The following is a 21134-nucleotide window of genomic DNA, read 5'->3' as shown; positions in this document are numbered from 1 at the left end:
ATATTAACGATAATAGAAATTTATTTAACTATGTGTCAGATAAAAAAGTTGAAACTGATATGACTTCCTTATCAGAAGAATCTTTTCTATTTCTATCGCAAAAAGAGTATAAGTTGAAAGAAAAAATAGAAAGAATTGGCAAACCTCTCAAAGATTGGGATGTAAATATATATTATGGAATAAAAACCGGTTTAAACGAAGCCTTTATAATAAACACAAGACAAAGAGATTTAATTTTATCTAACTGCAAAGATGAAAACGAAAGAAAAAGAACAGAGGAATTAATTAAGCCTATTTTAAGAGGTAGAGATATTGGAAGATATTGTTATAATTGGGCGAGATTGTGGATGATAATTATACCAGCTGGTTGGACTAACAGTAATAAAGGAAGCATGGATGCAGAGGAATATTTTAAGGTCACGTTGCCAGCACTTTATAATTACTTAGCTTCATTTTTAAAAACATCGCCTAAAGGAAGAAAAAAAGGATTACTTAACAGAGATGATCAGGGAGACTATTGGTGGGAGCTAAGACCTTGTGATTATTACTCTGAATTTGAAAAAGAAAAAATTGTGTGGCAGGAAATTGTTACTGAGCCTCAATTTACATACGATACAAATAAATATTTTATTGAAGCAACTGCTTTTGTAATGACAGGTGATAGTATTAAATATATTTGTGGACTCTTAAACTCTAAACCTATTGCTTATTTTTTTAAAACATTTTTTGCTGGCGGGGGTCTTGGGGAGGAAGGTTTTAGATATAAAAAAGCTTTTTTAGAACAACTTCCCATTCCTTTAATAAAAAACGAAAACAAACATTTCATTTCTCAAATAGAGTCTCTTGTTGACCAAATTCATACACTTAAAAGTCAAGACTGTTCATCTAATACTTCAGAATTAGAAACTAAAATTGACAAACTTATTTACAAACTTTATAAGTTAACTCCTGAAGAAATTGAAATAATAGAACAAAAGTCGGGATAATTAATTTTTCTCCTTGTTTTCTTTTTGGAATTCTTCATCTTTCTTTTTGCAAATGTAGTAGTCTTGATAGAAACTGCAAAACATGTCCTGTTGCAAACCATTTTCTGCTTGAATATAGCTATGATTCCACAAGTTGATGCAGAATGGCGAAAGTATTACATGAAAGAAAACTTTAAAATCCTTGTAATGAAATTAAAAGAGATTTAGAATATTTAAGATAGCGATTCTGAAAGATTCGGAGTCGCCCATCTGGTTTTTAGAATTTTCAAAGGAAAAGTTTATTTCACGATATAGAAAAAACTTTAAAATAATTAACCTTCCTGTTGTACAAAAATTTGCAATTTTTGAAAGTGAAAGCCAATATTTTCAATGAGTTACAAAAATGAATTGATAAACTCGGGAGATATTTTTAAATATTTTTCAGAATGCACTCATAAAATACTTTAGTATTATGAAATCCTCTTCTCTTGTTTCTATTTGCGCCTCTAAAGATTATCACTTCTACGCCTATTTCTTTACATATTTCACAGTTGCACTTTTCCCAAGGTCTATCAACAAGAGTCTTCATATATTTATCATAATGATGGTTTCCGTCATATTCTCTCAAAAGAAGCGTATCATACTCAAGAATAGCTTTTAATACTCTTTCAACATCTAATGTCTTATTATTAGCATACTGTCTTATTGCCTTTAATGCGTTGTTTTCCATTTGCTTAATATCCGCTATTGAATAACCTTCTCTCAACGCATTTTTAACTAAAACAGGATTTTCAGCGTATGGTATTCGTATTGCTGCATACCAGTTACCATCTTTTGTAAAGTAATTTCTTCCAGTTCTAAGCCATGATTTTCTTAGAAAAGAAGCACTATCAAAGCTTGTTACTCCAAGTGCTTTAAATTCTCTTATTTTCTGAGGACGCAAAATACCGAAAAGATGAAGTTTGATCTTTCTATGGCTGATTGCTTTAATTACAGTTCTGATAATCTTAACTATTTCATCGTCTGATTTTGGCACAAGGGTTCCGATGCCAATATATGAATATCCCATTTCAACGGTTTTTGCTGCCGAATCTGCATAACTTTCGGGACAATAACCCTGAACTGCTCCAATTGGTGTGAAATTCAGATTTTTCTTTTTATGATATTCAATAAATTCTTTAGCATTAATAAGGGTTAGCTGTCTTCTTTCTTCTTTTTGCTCCTCTGTTAGATTTATTTTTTTCTCGTTTTTGACAATAGTATCAGGAATCATATGGTCAACAGATACGCCATAATCAAAATCCAATGCTTGATATATGTCTGAAACTTTATCTATTTTATACTCTTCAGGAGGAACATCTTCATTAATGTAACTGAAAGCCCCGCAGTCACCCATAACTTTAAGTTTGGAACCTTCTTTAATACGCAAATATTCCTTTATGGACTTAAATTGCCTGATCTGTTTTCCACCATTACTATCAGATATTAGATTAATCTTGTCTTTAAAAATTGCCAGGCTGATCAAGATTCCATTGTATGGTGGTTTTTTAAAGATTTGATGAGCATAAACATCTATTGCATAAGCTGCAGACTTATCTCTACTAAATGTATCGGTTTCAAAATTATAATTGGGGTCTAATCTGTCTTCCCAATTGGGTAAGAAATAAAGCATAATAATAAACCCTATGGAACAGTTGGTTCTGCCGCCACGCTTGCCATAAGTGAACTGAGTGATAAGTCCATCATTAATAATTTCGGTGATTCTAAGGTAGAGCTTGTCACAACATTGTAAGCCAAGAAGATTTCAGCCAATTGCATTATTAAAATTTGGATGTTAGAGAGGTCTATTCTATCTGCATCAGAAACTATAAAAGTCTCAGCAAGGTTTGTATCGGTAACATCCGAAAGTTGAGCAAAAGGGATAGGAATATATGCAACCATACTAACATCCTTATTCATTGCCCATTTATGATATTTAACTTTTGGAGGATCTCCCTCAAGAGATATTCTTCCTTTTGCTCCATATGCTCCTCCAAAAAAGGTAATGAAATCTTTAAAAGGGTCTTTGCTACAGGTTCCGTCAATGGCGACAAAATCTATCTGATCTGTTTCAAAAAACTGCAAAATATGCTTTTTGATTTGATAAAGCGAACCCAAATCAGAAAATAGTGTTTTATATTGTTTGATTAGTTTATTAAAAAATTTCTGATAAAAATCTTGAGCATTTTTTACTCGCTCCTTATACAAATCTTCATATCTCAATCTTGAGTCATATAAGGCTTTTCTATAATTATCAAAAATTTTTGATATCGTTGACATCGTTACAACTTTGCCAAATGATTCATCCAATTACCCCACAGATAAAGTAAAGGAAGATGATGTAATATGGGCAAAGTAGTAGTGTACTACAACAAAGATTCAGATACACTTGACATCTGGTTTGGAAATCATGAAGATGAGGTAATCTGCGAAGAAGCAGGAGAAAAAATAATTTTTAAGAAAGATAAAGAAGGAAAAGTAATCGGTATTGAAAAACTCTATGTTAGTAAAACTCTATGCATCAGTAAATCAATTTCTGTTGAGGTAGTGGTAGCCTAAAAATTTAGATTTATCTTATCTTTTCTTGGCAATCCATCTAACGATATCTACCAATGATTTAGTGAATCTGAAAGCCAATCCTAAAAGCCCCAGTGCAAAAAGTAATTTTCTCATAAAATATAATAACACTTTTTAAAATGCAATTAGCGCCTGATATCGTTGCTCTGGCTTCAATGGAAATCAAAGTAAATCTGTTGGGTTATGGTGTTTAACTTACGAAAAGAAACAAAAATTTCTTAGCAATAAGAGTGTTGCTATCAATGAAAACTTTATGCACTCTTTCCCATTTTTTTGATTATCTTTTTCTCTCTACGAGATTATTTTTATTTTCTTTGGAGTGTGAGATATTTTAGAATATTTTTATGAAAAAGATTAAATCTATACCAAATTTTGATAGACCGCGTGAAAAGATGGAAAAGAAAGGTGCGAAGGCATTATCTGATCTTGAATTACTGGCTGTCTTGCTTGGGAGTGGAATAAAAGGCAAGGATGTCTTTGAAGTAGCAAGGGATATTTTAAAGTTGACTCAGGAAGACTTCAATAACTTGAATTTAGATAATCTGAAAAATATAGAAGGTGTTGGACTTGCAAAGGCATGTCAGATTATGGCAGCCATAGAATTTTCAAAGAGATTTCTGCTAAAAGAGGGAATAAAGATTAAAAATGTTGATGATGTCCTTAAAATAACTGAAGAATTAAAGGATAAAAAGCAGGAGTATTTCCTCAGTCTTACTTTAGATGGTGCATCTAATCTAATACAGAAAAGGACTGTTTTTATAGGCACATTAAACCATAGTATTGTTCACCCAAGAGAGATATTTGCTGATGCTATAAGCGACAGGGCTGCAGGGATTATATTTGTTCATAATCATCCCTCTGGTGACTCTGAGCCAAGCAAACAGGATATTGAAATAACAAAGAGATTGGTTGAAATCGGTAAAATGTTAGGAATAGAAGTAATTGACCATATTATAATTAGTAAGAATGGTTACTACAGTTTTCAGGCTGAGGGGATGTTAAAAAAGAATGATTTAAAGGGAAATTAGATAATTAATAAGGCATGAGTAAGCTATGCACAAAATTTATCTTGATACCAACGTTTATAATCGTCCTTTTGATGATCAAGCACAAGTAAGAATTAGACTGGAAACGATAGCTATCTTTTCTATATTACAGAGTATCAAAAATAGAGAATATTCTCTTTTGTGGTCTTTTATGATTGACTATGAAAATAGTTTGAATCCTCATAATGATATTAGAGAAGAAATAGAAATGCTTTTTTTTCTTGCTGAAGAATTTATTTCACCAGATGATTTTATTTTTAATAAGGCAAAGGAATTTGAAGCTACTGGTATAAAACCAAGAGATGCTATTCATCTTGCCTGTGCATTGAAAGGTGGAGCTAACTATTTTTTGACTTGTGATGATAAACTAATAAAGAAGACATCTGAACTCAAAATAAATCTTAGGGTAATAAACCCTTTAAAATTTATTGAAGAGATGGAGGTGAAATAAAATGGCTGAAATGGCAAGTGATTTGGAAATAAGAAAGAAAGGATTGAGTATTTTATTCAAGACTCTTGGAGAGGTAGATGCTTTGAGATTTCTTTCTCTGATTACCTATGAAAAGAGAGATTATTTGAAAATTCAGGATGAATTGTTTGCAGGAATGACAGTGGAAGAAATATATAAAAAAGCAAAAGAGCATTTTGAGAAAAAGTAAAATTTCTCAAGTGTAAATGAAGAAAAACTATAGGATAAAATCATGCCAAATTTGACAGATTATGACATTCAATTTCTCATAGAAAAACTCCAAAAAGGTGAACCGATACCTGAAGATTATAAGTATAAGCTTTTTCCTATAAAGCAAAAGGAATATGAGCTTGTATATGCTGGCAAGATGCGGAAGGAAGATGTTCTTGCTAATGAGGATGGTGTTTTCCCAGTTCCATTGCAGGTTGAAAAGGTCTTCAATAGTGATGAGCATCCAGCAGGTGATAAAGAATGGCGTAATATGATAGTTTTTGGTGATAATCTTCAATTCTTAAAAACCGTCTACGAAAATAAAGATCCTCTGATTAAGGATAGGGTAAAAGGTAAGGTAAAGCTTATTTATATTGACCCACCTTTTGGGACAGGTGATGAATATGATGCAAATAGAGGGCAGAAGGCATACAGTGCGAGGGCAAAAGGCGCTGAGTTTGTGGAGTTTCTTCGAAGACGATTAATACTTGCAAGAGAGATATTGGCAGATGATGGAAGCATATTTGTTAGGCAGGATTATCACTTTGGGCATTATGTGAAAGTGATAATGGATGAGGTTTTTGGTAAGGAAAACTTTCTTAATGAAATTATTGTAGCAAGAATTACAAAAAAAGGATTTGGAGCTAATAGATATCCAACCGCAAATGATTATCTGTTTTGGTATTCTAAAACATCCGATTATTTCTTCAAACCTTATAGAAAACCACTAAATTCTAAAAAAGAAAAATGGCATTCTATGGACTCAATGTCAGGAGGTAGAAAGACTGGGGAACCCCGATTTATATTAGGTGAGATGCGATATCCTCCCAAGGGACGCGTTTGGACTTTTAGTCAAGAACGAATATTTGAAATGGAAAAAGAAGGGTTAATAAAATTGAATTCGAAAGGGCGACCAATATATAAAGTACTTACACAAGAAGGAGAACCTTTGGATTCAAACTGGACAGACATACCTGGCTATTCTTTCACCACTGATTACCCCACTGAAAACTCCGAACAACTTCTTGAAAGAATTATTAAATCAACTACCCAACCCAATGACCTCGTCCTTGATTTCTTTGCTGGTTCTGGCACAACTGCTGCTGTAGCAGAAAAACTTGGCAGGCGTTGGATTGTCTGTGATATTGGGAAGCTCGCCTTTTACACTATGCAGAAAAGGATTCTTACTATTCAGGATAGCAAAGATTTAGAGAATCCAAAGAAGAAGTACGGGAAGAAGGCAAGGAGTTTTATAACTGTCAACACAGGACTTTATGATCTCAAAAAAGTCTTTGAACTTAAAAAAGATGATTATATTAAATTTGTTATGAATCTCTTTGAGGTTGAGCCCATAGAGAAAAAGATTGCTGGGATAAAGATAGATGGCCAGAAAAAGGATGGTTATTATGTCCTAATATATCCCTACTGGCAGTTCAAGGATGCAGCAGTGGATGAAGAGTACATTGAAGATCTCCATTCACATATTGGCAAAAGGATTGGTGGTAGGCTTTATATCATAGCGCCTGCAAATTACGTGGACTTTATAAGTGATTATCATGAGATAGAAAAGACAAGATATTATTTCCTTAAGGTGCCTTATCAAATCATAAAGGAACTTCACAAGGTGCAGTTTAAGAAATTCAGACAGCCCCAGAGTAAAAGAAATGTCAATGACCTTGATGATGCTATTGGTTTTCATTTTATTAGACAGCCAGATGTTGAATCAAAGCTCGTCAAGAAAAACGGTAATTTTGAAATCCATATAACCAAATTCCTCTCAAATTATTTGGAAGAAGAAACAGGAAATGAATTAGAAAACTTTGAATCTCTTGCTATGGTGCTTATTGATAAAGATTATAATGACAAAGAATTTGTAATGGATGAGTTTTATTTTGCTGAAGATCTCATTCCAGATAAAAAAGAAAACGAGACAGAGGATGAAATAAAAGAGGATTTATCACATCAGGAAAAAATAGTTATTCCAATAAAGGAAGATGAGTGTGGTGACAAGGTTATGGTCATTTACATTGACATTTACGGTAATGAATTTAAAGAAGTATTTCAGCTTAGGGAATAATCATGATTGAGATAAAGACATACAAGACTAAAGACCTTGTATTAGAAGTAAGCAAATCCTATGACCCAACAAAACTTGACCTTTCAATATGGGATAGGTTTATTGATGTGCTTTGCGGTGATAGGCAGTATCAAAAAGAGGCTATTGAGAATGCAATTGTATATCTTGCATCTGGTAGGTATAAATCAATTGAGGACTTAGTGGAAGAAAACTGGGAAAAAAATCCTGAGCTACATACGAGATATAGAAGCCTTGATGAATATTTTCATCATATTCAATTGCCTCACAAACTTTCAGCAACTATAGACCTTGCCACAGGCACAGGAAAAAGTTATGTAATCTATGGTATTGCCCAGATGATGCTTGGATTAGGACTTGTTGATAAGGTGCTTGTTCTTTGCCCATCACTTACTATTGAAAAGGGCTTAATGGAAAAATTTATCTCATTAAGTGGTGATAGCAAACTTAAACAGACACTGCCACTTGATGCAGTTTTTAAAAATCCTCGCATAATTGATGCAAACAGCACAATCAAAGATGGTGACATCTGTATTGAAAATATCCATGCTGTTTATGAAAAAACAGGTTCATCAATAAAAGACAGTTTGATGGGTAATGGTGAGAGAGTGCTCGTTTTAAACGATGAAGTCCATCATGCATATAACAAAGTCTCAGGAAGGGATAAAGAGAGTCAATCAATAAAGAAGTGGAAAGATTTTCTCTTAAGTTCTGATTATAACTTTAAATATATGCTTGGTTTTACTGGAACAGCCTACATTGAAGATGAGTATTTTAATGATGTTATCTATAGATACTCTCTAAGACAGGCAGTTGATGATAAGGTAGTAAAGATGGTTGATTATGTAAGTAAGGACGAAAGTATTGATCAGTATGAAAAATTCCAGAAGATATATGACAATCATGTAGAAAATCAGAATAAATATAGAAGAATTAAACCTCTTACCATCCTCATTACAAAGGATATAACTAATGCAAAAAGGCTCACAGAGAATCTTAAAGAGTTCTTATCTACAAAAGAAGGTCTTCCTATAGAAGAAATAGAAAAAAAGGTTTTAATAGTAACCTCTGCACAGGAACATAAGGCAAATGTAGCAAGACTTAAAGATGTAGATAGTAAAGAAGACCCTACCGAATGGATTGTATCTGTATCAATGCTTACAGAGGGCTGGGATGTTAAAAATGTCTTCCAGATTGTTCCATGGGAAGATAGGGCATTTAATTCAAAGCTTCTTATTGCACAGGTTTTAGGAAGAGGACTTAGAATACCTCCTGAATATCAATCACCTCAACCGAGGGTAAAGGTTTTTAACCATGATGCATGGAGTAGAAGTATAAAGGGGCTTGTGGATGAGATTTTTGAAATAGAGATGAAGCTTGTAAGCTCTGTTTTAAAAGAAGGAGAGAGGGCAAAATATAACTTTACCCTTTATAACATTAATTATGATAAAGAGCCTCAGGAAAAGGAAGCTGAAAAGGAGACCGAAGTTTTTGATTATACAAAGGGATATATTGAACTCATATCGCAGGTAGAAGATATTGAAAAAGGCACTGAATATACAAGTCTTGCCGGTGAGATTTATTCTAAAAACACTCTAATTGAATATAACACTTATACAGTAGATGAAATTGTAAACAAGATTTATGAAGAATTCAAAACAAGGGATTGGGAAGGCAGAATCCTCCAGTTACCTGATGGTGAATATACCAAAAATAATCTTCCACCTAAGGATATTATAAAAAGCATCATAAGAAAATCTATGGATAGAAGGGGGATTAAAGGCGATAGGCTTGTTGAAAAGAATAGACAAAGGATACTTCAGGCATTTGGAACATTACTAAGGAAAAAAGGGAAAACCGTAGTTAATGTTAGAAAGGTTAGTGAGCCGATACCAATTAATACAGATAGTATGGACAGAGAGTCTCTTGCTGTAGGTAATTTAAGACACGGAGCAACAGTTTTTTACACAGATAATTTTGAAAATGAAATTAGTGGTGAGGTAAAAGATATTCTTATAGAAGTTAAGAAAGATGAGAGTCTTCCTAAGAGTGCTGAAAAAGAGATTAATCAATTCTTGTTCAAGACGCCTCTTGATCTTGTATTAACCAAAGGGGAGCCTGAGAGAAAGTTTGTTGAACAATTGGTCAAACGAGAAAATGCTGAAAAGATTGATGCTTGGATAAAATCGCGAGACCAGGGTTTTTACAGTATTGAATACTCATGGCGTAAAGGAGAACATCCTCAGAAGAATCAGTTTTTTAATCCAGACTTTTTTATAAAAATTAAAAAGGAAGACACAGAACATATTATTGTTGTTGAAGTTAAAACAGATGGTGATGATTCCATTGAAAATAAGGCAAAACTTAGATGGGCAAAACAGCACTTCTCAGATTTGAACAAAGAGTTAGAGAATGCAGATATTAGGCAAAAGTATATATTTCATTTTTTAAGTCCCATTAGTTATGAAGAATTTTTCCAGTATTTAAGAGATGGAAGACTGATTGCAGGAATGTTCAGGAGTGATATTGAAGATAAATTTGAAAGGAATGGACAGAATGAATAGCCTTTTTGGTGGAGGCGGCGGGAATCGAACCCGCGTCCGAAGGTGCTACTTCTAAGCATCTACATGCTTAGTGGAAGTTTTAGGATTCGGAAGTTAGCTCGCCCTTCCACAGGCTCTCTAAGCTCCTACAACCCTTAGCTCTCCCTAAGGCATCGGGTTTGTGCCTTAGGATAGCTCTGATTTATGACGCCTTGCCCAATTAATAGCCTCACCATAGCTATCAGCAAGAACATAAAATATTGAGGTCTCCCAATTGCAATGACCACATTTGCTTACCCCCAACTCCTCTGCTTCTATTGCCCAAAGTTTCATCTGATGCCTCCTTAAAATCTCTGAAGATGGAAAGGAATTTACTCCTCTCTTCTGTTGATCTTTTTTAGAAATGATAATCAAATGACTGAATTACATAAAGTTTGTCAATTTCTTCTCTCTCAAGCATGTCAAGTAACTCTACATCATTAAATATCCCATAACCATCCAGAGCAAAGAAAAATCCCTTCCTGTTATAAGCTTCCCACGCAGTTAACCACAGGTCGCCTTTTTCAAGAGCTTCCTTCGCTTTTTCTATTCTTTTTTCCTTTTTCTTTTTTAAACTTTCAATTAGTTCTTCTATTTGAGTTTTACTTATCTTTGCTACCAAAATTTCACCATAATCGTCCGTATTAACCATCCTTAAATCTACGTTAGATAAACTGTAGTTTTCCTTTAACCACTCAATACTGTCTTTAAATTCCTCTTCAGTTTCCAATACAGCATAATCAGCTCCAACTGTCTCTACTATTTCATCTCCAGATACATTTTCATAAACTTCGTTTATTTCTTCTTCACTTCTTGCTAATACAAATACTTTGCTGTGCATAAATCCCTCCTTTTTATTTATTCTTCGGTTGATAAAGTTTGCAATAATTCACTGCTGCCCCTACAGACTGAACTTCAGGTTCATATTCAAAAGTCTCCTTTATAAAATCTTCGTTTATTTCACTAACCTGTTCCCATAAAGAACAGTTCTCCGAATTTTGACAGGAATAACAAAAAAGAATTATCAGTGCAGATTCTTTTATGATTTTTTTTATTTCTTCTTTTGTTAACATTGTTTTCTCCTTTTAAAATTTTTCTCCCCACAGTTCAATCAAGAATGGATTCTCCTGCAATAATCTCCATTTCTCTATAGATGAACAGGGGGCTATTATCCCATGCCAGTCCCTCTTGAAATCTCTTTCCAGTGCCCTTTTATAAACAGGAGCAGCAGACTCAAAAGGAATTACCTGACTTCCTTTGAAATATCTGTTAAAGCAATCCTTACAAATATATTTCTCAAGATAAAGATTATCTCTCTCTTTCCAGAAAATCGCATATATCTCTTCCTCTTTGTAGAAATCTGTATAGAGATTTCCATTACAGTAATCGCAAATTAGTTCTCTGGATACTGAAAGCCCTTCTGTCTTAATCTTGACAATAACTTCCATGACTTCCCTCCTTCAGGAATTGTTTTCCTCTAAAAGAGGAAATTTTTTTCGGCAGGTCTACTTTGATTTGGTTATTTAAATATTACCCCTAAATAAAAAAAGCCCCATAAACAGGAGGGCTAACTTATCCTGTTTGTGAGGCTATAAATGTGATTTTTAATTGCTTTTGATTATTGTTTCTGATAAAATTTCCTATTATGATTCCACCATCTCTTATTCTGCTCCCTCTGGCTTTTCTGCAGCCTGTCAAACTCCTCCCTGTCTATTTCTCTCCCCTGTGCCTTCACTACCTCAAAAATTTTCTCAACTTCCAAAACCTTTATCTTTTTGTCTTCATTGATGCAGGCAAAATACTGCATTGAAGAATTCAATAACAATTTGTCCTTACCACTCTTTATCCTTATCCATCCCATTACTTTCACCTCCATAATACTGCTTGTAATAAAGTTCAAGAAGACAATAACCAATGATATCTTTGATTGTATCTTCCTCACTTTCCTCTACTTGTGCCTGCTGCTTCACCAGTGTCTTCAGCCGTGCAAGTTTATCAGCAATTCTTACAAGAAATGCTACCTTACCAAATTCCTTCCTGAGTTCAAAATAGCTATTTCCATAATCTGTATTCTTTTTGATTAATAATTCCTTAACTTGATAAATCATTTCATGCAATAAATTTAAATTTATAACTTTAGCTCCATAAATCCTATAATAAAGCTCAAGAAAACAATCCCTGACAATATCTTTTATTGTTGATTCATAACATTGAGCATTTTCTTTCAAAAATTTTTTTAAAATGCTAAAATTATTAAAACCCTGAACTACAAAAACAACTTTCCCTAAATCCTTTCGTAATTCTAAATAGTCAGTTGCATAATTTGAATCTTCTTTCGTTAATACTTCTATCGGAAACACTATCTCATTTAATAAATCAATTCTTAACATTTCTCCCCTCCTGATATTATTTCCTGCCTCACCATCACTGGTGAGTTGATTGAATTTGACTAACTGTTCGGTAGGACTACTTAAATTTGTTATAAAAATATTACCCTAATCACAAAATACGGAGTTTTTAAAAAATGCCTTAAAGTTTTTCAGTTTACTGATAACTTTTATCGTCACATTCATTTTTTTCTGCTTTTGAGTTTATAGTAAACCCTCTTCTTTACCCTCCGTGCATGGGCTATCATAAATGGCTTCATCTTGCGATTAACTCTGTAATAATTCATTGCCATCATTGCTACTTTATAAGGTGTGTAATCATAATTATTCATAAATACTGTCTCCATCCACCTGTCAATATGTCTCCACCGAGTTTTACTGATGAGACTGCTGGATATAATCTGAAAGTGCTTCTTCCTTTCCCCCTTAGAAAAAGAATGAACGATTTTCTCATAGATGGACACCCTTTCAGATTCAGTTAGCTGCATCAGTATCCCTTTAAGTATGTTAACCCTGTCCCTTTTAGGGAAAGAAAGCAACAGGTCAATAAGAGAGTCAGATTTTATTTTTTCCATAAAAAGATATTACCCGAGAAAGATAACATATAAAATATTTATATGTTATGTCAGAAAAAAAATGGTAAAATGGTTAAAAGATTGAAAAATTCCCTTACCCTCTCAGAGTGAAAGGTTTTAAAAAAATTCGACATAGCCTACTCTCAAGAAAAGAAAAAAGTTGAGAAAATCTTCCTTTTAAGGAAGAAAGTTTAATATTTTGTTCGGCAAGCTCCTACTTAACTCCAGTTATCTTTATATTACCATTTGAAAAGAAAATTTGCAAAACCTATGTTAAAATGTATACAATGAATATATGAAACCAAAAAAACAACAAAGAAAAAGACATGTTCTTTTGCACATTGGAGTCACTGAACAGGTAGCGAATGAACTTAAGCGTATAGCAGAAAAGCAGGGTAGAACAGTAACAGAGCTTGCCAGAGAGGCATTTGCAAAGATAATAAGGGAGTATGAATGTGCAGACAGGCATGAGTAACCTGTCTGCATGAATAATTATTTAATTGCCTCTTTCAAAATTTTGCCTGCAGTAAACTTTGGAACCTTAGTTGCAGGAATTTTTATCTCCTTACCTGTTTTTGGATTTCTACCTTTGCGGGCTTTTCTTTTTGTAACTGAGAAAGTTCCGAATCCAACAAGAGTTATTTTTTTCTCCCTTTTTGAGTGCTTCGGTGATAGATTCAATAATGGCATCAACTGCCTGAGCTGATTCCTTTTTGGTTAGTTCTGCTTTTTTGCAACTGCATTAACAAGTTCGGCTTTAGTCATTGCTTTTCACCTCCCTTCGTTTAAAAAATGTTTTAAAATCAAAGATTCATATAAAACAATAGCAGTTTTTTCTTTGAATGTCAAGGGAAAATAAAGGAGTTGACAAAGTATATGCATTGTATATATAATGAAAGTAAGATAATTGATCTTTGACAAGAAAGGTAAAATAAAAAAAGAGAGCATGGCTCTCTGATAGTAAATCTAACTGGAGGCACATATGCCAGCAGAAAGAGCTTTCAAGTATAAACCTAATGACATAGAGAAGGTTCTTGTGGAAAATATGGTTAAAACTGGATTTTACTACAGAATAATCAATCTTGGTGACGAAAACACAACCAGAGAAGAACAGGAGATGGAGTTTTTAAGGGCTTATCTGCAGGATGGTTATACTCTTGAGGAAGCCGAAAAATTAGCCAAACAGAGATTAAAGGATTTCCTTGAATTTGTAGAATATGCAGAAAAAGAATCTCAAATGAAAAAAGGAGAGGGATAATCCCTCTCCTGTAATTCTAAAAATTTTTTAGAGTTTCTTCTACTGCTTTTTTTACAATTTCTTTAACTTCCCGAATAAGCATTATTCTCTCAGAGCCTATTCCTTCTACAAAAATTCTTAGACCACAGAATATGTTGTGATCTACAAAATCTGGGTCATAAGAAGATTTTCTTAGTCTTTCATAGGCTAAAATAAGACCTTCTCTGACCTTCCAGTTATCAGTTGCAAAATACAGGGTTGCACCGTATTTACCATGCTTTTCAATTTCAATTAATTCTTTCATTTTCCCCTCCGATGAGGTTTTTATGGAAACCATCAAAGACGGCTTTTTTACAGGATGAAATCCCCACGGAGAGAAAATTTTGGAGAATATATTCCCCCAACAAGGGAAAATTCTCTCCGGAGGGTAAGAGAATGCTCTCCCTTGTTGGGAGATGATGAAGATTTTTCGGATATCCTACTTAACTAAAGCTATTTATATATTACTTTTTTATTCCAACCTGTAATATTCCAATAAAAAAACCTTTCAAGGAGGTCTTATGCCCAGAAGCACCGAATATGACTTTTCATTTCGGTGTCCCTGTTGTGGTGGCTTCCTCTATCAGGCTGAAAAATATGACTGCCCCACCAGACTTGACAGGATAAAGAACGGAAAATTTAAAGGTAATTACTTTTCAAAAATGTATGCCTGCATAAACTGTGGAAGAATCTGGTATCTGGAAGACAAAGAACTTCACCTTTACCCCAATGGCACTCCTGCCAGAAAATTTGTCAGGAAAAGTAAGGTAAAGCTGTAAATAGTCAATAAAAGTTCAGAAAAGCTCGGTTAGGATTTTAATTATGATTTAATTTTGTCCTGGCTGAGCTTTTCTTTTATTTTGTGAGCGATACAGAGCTTTTCTTAGCTATACTGAACTTTTTATAAATGAAAGGTAATATTTTTTGAAGAATTAAAAAATTTTTTTAGGGGGTAAAAATGAACAAATTCTGGCAGGACATGTATGAGATTTACGGAGATTCTTTCTGTCAGGGGAGGATTCCATATGACAGTTCTACCTGTCCTGTTGCCGTTAGATGTGAAGAGATAGCCAAAGAGATTGTAAAAATTGCAGAAGAGGAGAACGCTTCTATAACAAGTATATTTAAGTGGTTAGATGCCTTTTTATATCTGGATTCTGAGGAAGTACTTGGGAGAAATTTCTATTTAAAGCCTCTTGATAGGAAAAAGACTTTAGATGAACTAATTGTGAACAATAATTTTACTAAAAGAGTTTTATTGCTTTTCTCAAAATATAACCTCTCATTAGCTCAGATAAGAGGAGCAGTATATGAGGCTATGTTGATGATAATGAATAAGCCTCTTTATTTACCTATAAAGGAGTAAAAGATGAGCAAGATTATCTTTCGTTTTTCTTTTGATGAGACTCATCATGCTGACGTGATAAAGATACTTGAGAGTGTTCCTAAGAGCATGAGAACGATTTTTGTTGTAGATGCAATTCGTTATAGTGTATCTCGAGTTATGCAGATACCTTCTGAAAAGCTAAGCAATTCGGGAATAAATGAAGAATGGAAAGATATGGTTGAGAAAAAAGATGAAAAAACACTCTTAAAAGATAAACAAACAGAGCTTAATGATCCAGCTACACATGACGGTGATACTCCAGATAAAAACAAACCTGAAAAGCAGTCCTCTGGTGGTTTATCTGTATCCTTGAAAAATGTTTTTGGTTCTGTAAATAACCTTTTTAAAGGAGAATAGAAAATGAACCCTGATAAACCTCATCTCTATATTGCATCAAATCCTGAAATGGTAATAAAGGAAATTAAAAAAAGGGATTGCATTTTAAATGAACCCATAAAGCCTTTTCCTGATATTGACTTTTTAAAACAATTTGCAACCTCACATTACTGGTCAGACAGTGAATCTGTAAATATTTTTAGAGTGGTTGGGACTGCTCATCCTGATTACAATCATGGAATAACATGGATAGACATGTTAAAGGTGGGGAAAAGAATGCATTTAAATCTCGCCCTTCTTGCTCAGAATCAAGATTATTATTTTGAAAATAAAAGAAAAGAACCTGATATGCACTATACGAAAATCAATGATGAAATTTACATATCTGGAGAGGGTAATCACAGGACTGCAATAGCTAAGGTTCTTTTTTATTTCACTGGAGATACTATTCTGCATGGGATCAAATATGAAGAGTTTGAGATTGATTTCAGATTAATGGACAGTTACAGAAAAATCAAAGAGATTTTATTTCAAAAATATCCTCATGTAGAGCTTCAGATTTCCAAAAAAATATATAAGCGTGAAGATACTGCAAAATGGAAGAAAGACTATTTTGAGATTTCCTTCCTGTTAATCAATCACAGAAAGGGTAGAAGTTTTGAATTTGATTCAAATGAATCCGAATCAATATTGAGAGAACTATCAAGTATTAATCTAATTAACAAAATTTTCTCAAAAAGCAAATTAAAGAACATTTTATAGAAAGGGGGATAAATTATGGCTTTTGCAGGCATTGATATTGGATATGGTTTTACAAAAGTAGTTTTTGGAAGCAACAATGAAAATTTGATTTTTCAGACTACTGTATCAAAACATGTTCGTTCTGAAAAAATTTTTAACAGAGCTCCAGAAGTCATCTCAGTTAATGGACAGGAGTATCTTGTGGGACCAGAGACCACTCCATCATGGAAGGTGAACAAAGAATTCGTAGGTAGCAATGAATATTTTGCTGTAATTGGATACTGTTTAAGTCAGATTTACAAAAGAAATATTAATTTATCAGGAATCGCTCTCGGATTACCTCCTGCACTTTTTAATGAAAGGAAGATAATTCTTCTAAGGAATGCACTTGAAAAGAATGAGTTAAAACTTAACAAAACATTCCTGCCAGTGCCGGATAAAATCTCATTTATCCCTCAAGGAGTAGGAGCTTATGTTGATTTTCTTGTGAATAATCCTGACTATCAGGGACAGAGTGTAATAGTGATTGACATAGGATACTATACTCTTGACGTTATTTTTATAGACAAGGGTCAATTTATTTCTCATACGGCTAAGAGTTATCCAGTTGGTATGGAAGTTTTATTTTCAAAAATATGCGATGAGGTATCAAACAGGTATGGTGATTTTGTTAACAATACGATAGCAGAGGTTATATTGCAGAAAGGGAGTTTTACATATTTTGGCAGGGAATATAAATTTGATGCTTCAGAGATATTAAGGGATTATTATATTCCAAAAGTTACTTTAAAGTTGAAGGAGTATGCTAATTTTCTGAGGAATGAGGAATTCAACCTGGATTCAATTAAGGCTATAGTTGTAGCTGGTGGTGGAGCAGTTTATCTGAAAAACATACTTGAGGATGCCATAGTTTTACCTGAGCCACAGTTTGCAAATGCAAGGGGGTATAAAATTTATATTGAACAAAAAGGGTAATATTATTATGGGAGAATCAATGAACACCACGAGAGTACCCTGGTGCTGGTAGCTTGGCCAACTACCCTCGCGGACTCTGGGAGACCAGGGGAATGAAGGGGGCAGGCAATCCAGAGTCAGTCTGTCCCGCCTTAAAAGATTAAAAAGTAGAAATTATATTGAACAATTAAGCCAGATTTTCTTTAAAATATCATAATAAACAAAACCTCAATAGAATGGTGTAATTTCACCTGGAATCCCATTACAGGCTATTTCCATCCCTATAAAGATACTTACTGCTACAATACTATTAAATCAACCTCTCCTCTTAACAGATTGAGTGAAAGTTAGAAGTTTTTCTCTTTCATTTTTCTCATACTGGTCAATTAGTTCAGGATTATTTCTAAAAAATTTTTTCTTTCGGCAGGTCTACTGAAAATTGCTCAATAGAATATTACTTTTTGATACAATAAGGAGGGTATAAGCAAAAATCTTTTTAATCCCGGGGAAATTAGGAATTAAGAGCCTTAAAAACGTTATCTATTGTTTGATTATCAAGTTTTGTTAAATTACTAAAGACTTTATCCAGTTCGTCAATATGAATAATTCTTTTGTTTCCATTTTTAACTTCAAGTTTTACTTCAGGGTTTGTAAACACCACAAAGTAGTCAACCCAGACTTTTATTCCTTTTTGTTTAAGATGATTGCTGATAAACCAGACATTTTTCTTTGCCTGCTTTTCAGGATTGCCGATAGAGGCATCATAAACTGTCCCCATCTGTCCAACCTTCTGTCTATGCCAGCCATTTTCGTCAACAGTTATATAGCCGTTATGATTTTTTGCTTCAAGAACAAAAACTCCTGTCGGACCAACAACAAGAGCATCAATATCACCATGCGGGGTTGGATAATTATAAATAACCTTATAATCACTGGATAGGATTTCTCTTAATTTATCTCTTAAGGCCTCTTCCCCGGATAATCCAGCCTTTAAAGTGACGGTATTATCAGACAATCCATAAAATAGCATGACCAAAAAAGAAATACCGAGAAAAACAGCACCTGCAATGAAAAATCCTGGAACCTGCGTAATAAGTCCGATACCAGATAGAATTAGGAAGGCTATACCCCCGAATTTTAATGCTTCACTGGTGGCTTTTTCTTTTTCAGCTTCTGATTCCTGAATTTTTTTCTCAAGAATGGACTCCTTTTTAATTTCAACAGGGGAATCAGTAGTCTGAATGCCTGACAGGGGAGCAGGTCTGAATTTTGAGATGTTTCTGTGATTGAGTGGTTCCATCATTTTAATAAAATATTACTTTTGAAAAAGATTAATCAAGGGTAATATAGCCATATAAAACATATGGAGGTATCAGAAATGCAAGATTTTTATTCCCAGATATTTGATGAATATAATGTAACCATACCACTTCAGAATATAAATCCCGTTGAGAGCTTTATTTTCACTTATGCGACAAGAAGAAAAGATGTTGCTGAAAAAATGGTTGAAATATGTATGAGAAATGGATTGAGCTTGATGCAGGCGGTAAATGTATTAAGATTTTTTGCTAATCCTTTTGATATGCTGGTTTCTCAATATTGAAAGAGATATAGATTTTTTCGTTCATACAGATTATTTTAGATAATTCTTTGAGATAATTCAACATTTTCAAGCCTCCGTTTAAGATAGTAAAAAAGGCAGGCATTAGCCTGCCTAAAATTAATAGGTCATAGAAAAGCCTATTAGCCAGAATAATGCAATAATTACAACAATAATTTTGTTCCAGATGGAAACTTTATTAGTTTGATTCGCTGAATTATGGGGTTTGTGTGATAGATATTGCTTGAGATTTTTGTGGTTTATTGGCTGAATTGCCATTTTGCCCTCCTTGCAGGGATTCAATAAAATCAACTCTGTCTTTTAATCTTTTAATTATTTTTTTCAATAGAGTATCAACAGCATTTTCATCAAACTGTTCTTCCTTATAGGGAAGATTTTCTACGAGTGTAGAGCCCTTATACTGTAATTCACCCCAGACAGCAACCACTTTGGTTCCAGGGATATAAAGCATCCCTTCTACAGGAACCAATTGTTCTTTAAAAACATTTTGTTCTCCGTCAAGGAGATAAAGACCATACTTGAACATAAATAAATTCCTCCTCAGATGGGAAAATAAGATTTCCGCTCAAAGCGGATTGGTAGGTTTATTCGGCAAAGCCTACTAAACTTATTATGTTTAAATATTACCCCTTGACAGAACAAAATTATGAGAGTAATATATGTTTAAGGAGACTTATAAAGGAGGAGTAAAATGAAAATAGTTAAAGAGGCTTATCAAAAAATGAGAGAGGAGATAGAGAAAAATAATCTAAAAATTGATAAAAAGAGTGAAATAAATAATGAATCAATAACCGAGGATTCTTATCCAAATAATTTTTATTACAGAAAACATTTAGACCCCTCTTATAGTTTTCTCCCAGATAATATTTATTATGATTATGAAGATGACTATTACGACTCCTATCACAGATAGAGTTAAACTAAAAATTTTCCAACGCCTTCTGCATTCCTCTTGCTTCTATAATCATTTCTTTTGTAAGTTTACTGGATATTATTTTTGAACAATAAAATTCCCACTCTCTATATGCTAAAAATATCAGTTCAAATTCTTCAGGTAATTTCTCTTCAGAAAACAAAGTAAGGGGTAATTTGATGAAATTGAAATCAAGTAGAACCTGTTTGTCATTCTCTTTATCTATGTGAGTTGTTGGTTTTATCTCGTCAGGCAAAGAATTATATTCTTCATCGGTGACTTTAATAATAAATGCAAGTCCTTTTTCATAATAAAAACCACACAATAAATTCATATAACCTCCATCATTGTGAACTTTTAAAATTATTTACCAAAGATTTTATATTTACCTTCCGGTAACCCAAGCACATTATCCAGCCTTGACTCTAACCCAGGGCCATCCATTTTAAGAGTCTGCGTTTCGGTTTTTGGAAGTTTTCCTGGACTTGTAATAGGAGTATTGATAGTTTTATACGCTTTATAAAGATTAGGGGCTATAACTTCAGGATTAACCCCACTCTCCCTTAATTTTTCAAGAGTTCCAAGTAACCATGGATTATGCCTTACAAATTCCTGTGCATCCCTTATGTCAGTGAATGATTTATCAAAGGTAGATAACTTTTCTCTGAAATTTTCGTAATTAGGAGATTTTATAAATTCTGGATTCACAGCAATGGGAACTGCCTTCGGATCTCCGGATGGATTTTTAATAAAAGGCTCAACCTCCTTTCTGATATCAACAAGTTTTTGCTCAATTCCCTGCTTGCCAGTATTAATTTTGTTTTCTACCTGTTTAAAGATTTTATATTTACCTTCCGGTAACCCAAGCACATTATCCAGCCTTGACTCTAACCCAGGGCCATCCATTTTAAGAGTCTGCGTTTCGGTTTTTGGAAGTTTTCCTGGACTTGTAATAGGAGTA

31 protein-coding genes and 1 other RNA gene are annotated in these 21134 nt (G+C 33.6%); 16 read left to right on the top strand and 16 right to left on the bottom strand.

All coding sequences use genetic code 11. The features are described from left to right. On the top strand, positions 1 to 986 hold a 986-nt coding region (locus QI155_RS10670; protein ID WP_281321620.1), incomplete at its 5' end, for a TaqI-like C-terminal specificity domain-containing protein. A gap of 409 nt (positions 987 to 1395) precedes the next feature. Here the strand turns inward: QI155_RS10670 and dpdA are convergent. Together dpdA and QI155_RS10660 are read right to left on the bottom strand one after the other, a co-directional pair. Beyond that, positions 1396 to 2637 carry a tRNA-guanine transglycosylase DpdA gene (gene dpdA / locus QI155_RS10665; protein WP_281321619.1) on the bottom strand — a complete coding sequence of 414 codons (1242 nt, stop codon included), beginning with the start codon at positions 2635 to 2637 and terminating at the stop codon, positions 1396 to 1398. 11 nt (positions 2638 to 2648) lie between these two features. Beyond that, positions 2649 to 3314 (bottom strand): hypothetical protein, encoded by a 666-nt coding sequence (locus tag QI155_RS10660; protein ID WP_028842891.1) that lies wholly within the window; start codon positions 3312 to 3314, stop codon positions 2649 to 2651. A 36-nt stretch (positions 3315 to 3350) separates the two neighbouring features. Between QI155_RS10660 and QI155_RS10655 the strand changes: the two genes are divergently transcribed. From QI155_RS10655 to QI155_RS10630, 6 genes are all read left to right on the top strand, one after another. After that, positions 3351 to 3563 (top strand): DUF2283 domain-containing protein, encoded by a 213-nt coding sequence (locus QI155_RS10655; RefSeq protein WP_012546825.1) that lies wholly within the window; start codon positions 3351 to 3353, stop codon positions 3561 to 3563. Positions 3564 to 3925: 362 nt separating this feature from the next. Then, on the top strand, positions 3926 to 4609 hold the full coding sequence (gene radC / locus QI155_RS10650; RefSeq protein WP_281321618.1) for a DNA repair protein RadC: 684 nt from the start codon (positions 3926 to 3928) through the stop codon (positions 4607 to 4609). Between the two features lie 25 nt (positions 4610 to 4634). Next, positions 4635 to 5078 (top strand): PIN domain-containing protein, encoded by a 444-nt coding sequence (locus tag QI155_RS10645; RefSeq protein ID WP_021013196.1) that lies wholly within the window; start codon positions 4635 to 4637, stop codon positions 5076 to 5078. 1 nt (position 5079) lies between these two features. Continuing rightward, the gene (locus QI155_RS10640) at positions 5080 to 5286 is read left to right on the top strand and encodes a hypothetical protein (RefSeq protein WP_012546436.1); all 207 of its coding nucleotides are present in this window, start codon (positions 5080 to 5082) and stop codon (positions 5284 to 5286) included. Between the two features lie 42 nt (positions 5287 to 5328). Further along, positions 5329 to 7383, top strand: coding sequence for a site-specific DNA-methyltransferase (locus QI155_RS10635; RefSeq protein WP_281321617.1), 2055 nt, complete (start codon positions 5329 to 5331; stop codon positions 7381 to 7383). Positions 7384 to 7385: 2 nt separating this feature from the next. Next, positions 7386 to 9965, top strand: a complete 2580-nt coding sequence (locus QI155_RS10630; protein ID WP_281321616.1) for a DEAD/DEAH box helicase family protein — start codon at positions 7386 to 7388, stop codon at positions 9963 to 9965. A gap of 6 nt (positions 9966 to 9971) precedes the next feature. Here the strand turns inward: QI155_RS10630 and ssrA are convergent. From ssrA to QI155_RS10590, 8 genes are all read right to left on the bottom strand, one after another. After that, positions 9972 to 10251, bottom strand: a transfer-messenger RNA (tmRNA) gene (gene ssrA, locus QI155_RS10625). Positions 10252 to 10341: 90 nt separating this feature from the next. Next, positions 10342 to 10824, bottom strand: a complete 483-nt coding sequence (locus QI155_RS10620) for a hypothetical protein (RefSeq protein WP_281321615.1) — start codon at positions 10822 to 10824, stop codon at positions 10342 to 10344. A 13-nt stretch (positions 10825 to 10837) separates the two neighbouring features. After that, positions 10838 to 11056, bottom strand: coding sequence for a hypothetical protein (locus QI155_RS10615; RefSeq protein WP_281321614.1), 219 nt, complete (start codon positions 11054 to 11056; stop codon positions 10838 to 10840). 12 nt (positions 11057 to 11068) lie between these two features. Beyond that, positions 11069 to 11431 (bottom strand): hypothetical protein, encoded by a 363-nt coding sequence (locus QI155_RS10610; protein ID WP_281321613.1) that lies wholly within the window; start codon positions 11429 to 11431, stop codon positions 11069 to 11071. A gap of 170 nt (positions 11432 to 11601) precedes the next feature. Further along, positions 11602 to 11844, bottom strand: a complete 243-nt coding sequence (locus QI155_RS10605) for a hypothetical protein (RefSeq protein ID WP_281321612.1) — start codon at positions 11842 to 11844, stop codon at positions 11602 to 11604. Further along, positions 11816 to 12373, bottom strand: coding sequence for a nucleotide modification associated domain-containing protein (locus QI155_RS10600; protein WP_281321611.1), 558 nt, complete (start codon positions 12371 to 12373; stop codon positions 11816 to 11818). Before QI155_RS10600 ends, QI155_RS10605 begins: the two co-directional genes overlap by 29 nt. Before the next feature lie 179 nt (positions 12374 to 12552). After that, on the bottom strand, positions 12553 to 12702 hold the full coding sequence (locus QI155_RS10595; protein WP_281321610.1) for a hypothetical protein: 150 nt from the start codon (positions 12700 to 12702) through the stop codon (positions 12553 to 12555). Beyond that, the gene (locus tag QI155_RS10590) at positions 12699 to 12824 is read right to left on the bottom strand and encodes a hypothetical protein (RefSeq protein WP_281321609.1); all 126 of its coding nucleotides are present in this window, start codon (positions 12822 to 12824) and stop codon (positions 12699 to 12701) included. The genes QI155_RS10595 and QI155_RS10590 overlap by 4 nt, the downstream gene beginning before the upstream one ends. A gap of 416 nt (positions 12825 to 13240) precedes the next feature. Between QI155_RS10590 and QI155_RS10585 the strand changes: the two genes are divergently transcribed. Next, positions 13241 to 13420 carry a hypothetical protein gene (locus QI155_RS10585; protein ID WP_281321608.1) on the top strand — a complete coding sequence of 60 codons (180 nt, stop codon included), beginning with the start codon at positions 13241 to 13243 and terminating at the stop codon, positions 13418 to 13420. 17 nt (positions 13421 to 13437) lie between these two features. Here the strand turns inward: QI155_RS10585 and QI155_RS10580 are convergent, their stop codons facing one another. Continuing rightward, a complete protein-coding gene (locus QI155_RS10580; RefSeq protein WP_281321607.1) occupies positions 13438 to 13635 on the bottom strand; it encodes an HU family DNA-binding protein in 198 nt (65 codons plus the stop codon). 292 nt (positions 13636 to 13927) lie between these two features. On the opposite strand from QI155_RS10580, the gene QI155_RS10575 reads away from it, so the two are divergent. Beyond that, positions 13928 to 14203, top strand: coding sequence for a hypothetical protein (locus QI155_RS10575; protein ID WP_281321606.1), 276 nt, complete (start codon positions 13928 to 13930; stop codon positions 14201 to 14203). 16 nt (positions 14204 to 14219) lie between these two features. On the opposite strand, the gene QI155_RS10570 is transcribed toward QI155_RS10575, so the two are convergent. Continuing rightward, entirely contained in the window at positions 14220 to 14486 is a 267-nt protein-coding gene (locus QI155_RS10570) for a hypothetical protein (RefSeq protein ID WP_281321605.1), read from the bottom strand. A gap of 256 nt (positions 14487 to 14742) precedes the next feature. Between QI155_RS10570 and QI155_RS10565 the strand changes: the two genes are divergently transcribed. From QI155_RS10565 to QI155_RS10545, 5 genes are all read left to right on the top strand, one after another. Then, positions 14743 to 15000, top strand: a complete 258-nt coding sequence (locus QI155_RS10565; protein ID WP_281321604.1) for a hypothetical protein — start codon at positions 14743 to 14745, stop codon at positions 14998 to 15000. A 179-nt stretch (positions 15001 to 15179) separates the two neighbouring features. Continuing rightward, a complete protein-coding gene (locus tag QI155_RS10560; protein ID WP_281321603.1) occupies positions 15180 to 15587 on the top strand; it encodes a hypothetical protein in 408 nt (135 codons plus the stop codon). A gap of 3 nt (positions 15588 to 15590) precedes the next feature. Continuing rightward, positions 15591 to 15965 carry a hypothetical protein gene (locus QI155_RS10555; RefSeq protein WP_281321602.1) on the top strand — a complete coding sequence of 125 codons (375 nt, stop codon included), beginning with the start codon at positions 15591 to 15593 and terminating at the stop codon, positions 15963 to 15965. 3 nt (positions 15966 to 15968) lie between these two features. Further along, positions 15969 to 16706, top strand: coding sequence for a hypothetical protein (locus QI155_RS10550; RefSeq protein ID WP_281321601.1), 738 nt, complete (start codon positions 15969 to 15971; stop codon positions 16704 to 16706). Positions 16707 to 16721: 15 nt separating this feature from the next. After that, complete coding sequence (locus tag QI155_RS10545) at positions 16722 to 17660, top strand: ParM/StbA family protein (RefSeq protein ID WP_281321600.1); 939 nt, start codon at positions 16722 to 16724, stop codon at positions 17658 to 17660. 490 nt (positions 17661 to 18150) lie between these two features. Here the strand turns inward: QI155_RS10545 and QI155_RS10540 are convergent, their stop codons facing one another. After that, on the bottom strand, positions 18151 to 18942 hold the full coding sequence (locus QI155_RS10540; protein ID WP_281321599.1) for a nuclease-related domain-containing protein: 792 nt from the start codon (positions 18940 to 18942) through the stop codon (positions 18151 to 18153). A 75-nt stretch (positions 18943 to 19017) separates the two neighbouring features. Between QI155_RS10540 and QI155_RS10535 the strand changes: the two genes are divergently transcribed. Further along, complete coding sequence (locus QI155_RS10535; protein ID WP_281321598.1) at positions 19018 to 19242, top strand: hypothetical protein; 225 nt, start codon at positions 19018 to 19020, stop codon at positions 19240 to 19242. Between the two features lie 214 nt (positions 19243 to 19456). On the opposite strand, the gene QI155_RS10530 is transcribed toward QI155_RS10535, so the two are convergent. Further along, positions 19457 to 19786, bottom strand: coding sequence for a hypothetical protein (locus tag QI155_RS10530; protein ID WP_281321597.1), 330 nt, complete (start codon positions 19784 to 19786; stop codon positions 19457 to 19459). 165 nt (positions 19787 to 19951) lie between these two features. On the opposite strand from QI155_RS10530, the gene QI155_RS10525 reads away from it, so the two are divergent. Further along, positions 19952 to 20173, top strand: a complete 222-nt coding sequence (locus QI155_RS10525) for a hypothetical protein (RefSeq protein WP_281321596.1) — start codon at positions 19952 to 19954, stop codon at positions 20171 to 20173. A gap of 7 nt (positions 20174 to 20180) precedes the next feature. Here QI155_RS10525 and QI155_RS10520 read toward each other — a convergent pair whose 3' ends face one another. After that, the gene (locus QI155_RS10520) at positions 20181 to 20507 is read right to left on the bottom strand and encodes a hypothetical protein (RefSeq protein ID WP_281321595.1); all 327 of its coding nucleotides are present in this window, start codon (positions 20505 to 20507) and stop codon (positions 20181 to 20183) included. A gap of 29 nt (positions 20508 to 20536) precedes the next feature. Then, a partial coding sequence (locus QI155_RS10515; RefSeq protein WP_281321594.1) for a hypothetical protein occupies positions 20537 to 21134 on the bottom strand: 598 nt, incomplete at its 5' end.

It is taken from the genome of Thermodesulfovibrio sp. 1176 (assembly GCF_029946585.1).
Classification (GTDB): domain Bacteria; phylum Nitrospirota; class Thermodesulfovibrionia; order Thermodesulfovibrionales; family Thermodesulfovibrionaceae; genus Thermodesulfovibrio.
The sequence above is the reverse complement of the archived record's forward strand: the minus strand, read 5'-3'. Positions and strand labels throughout refer to the sequence as shown.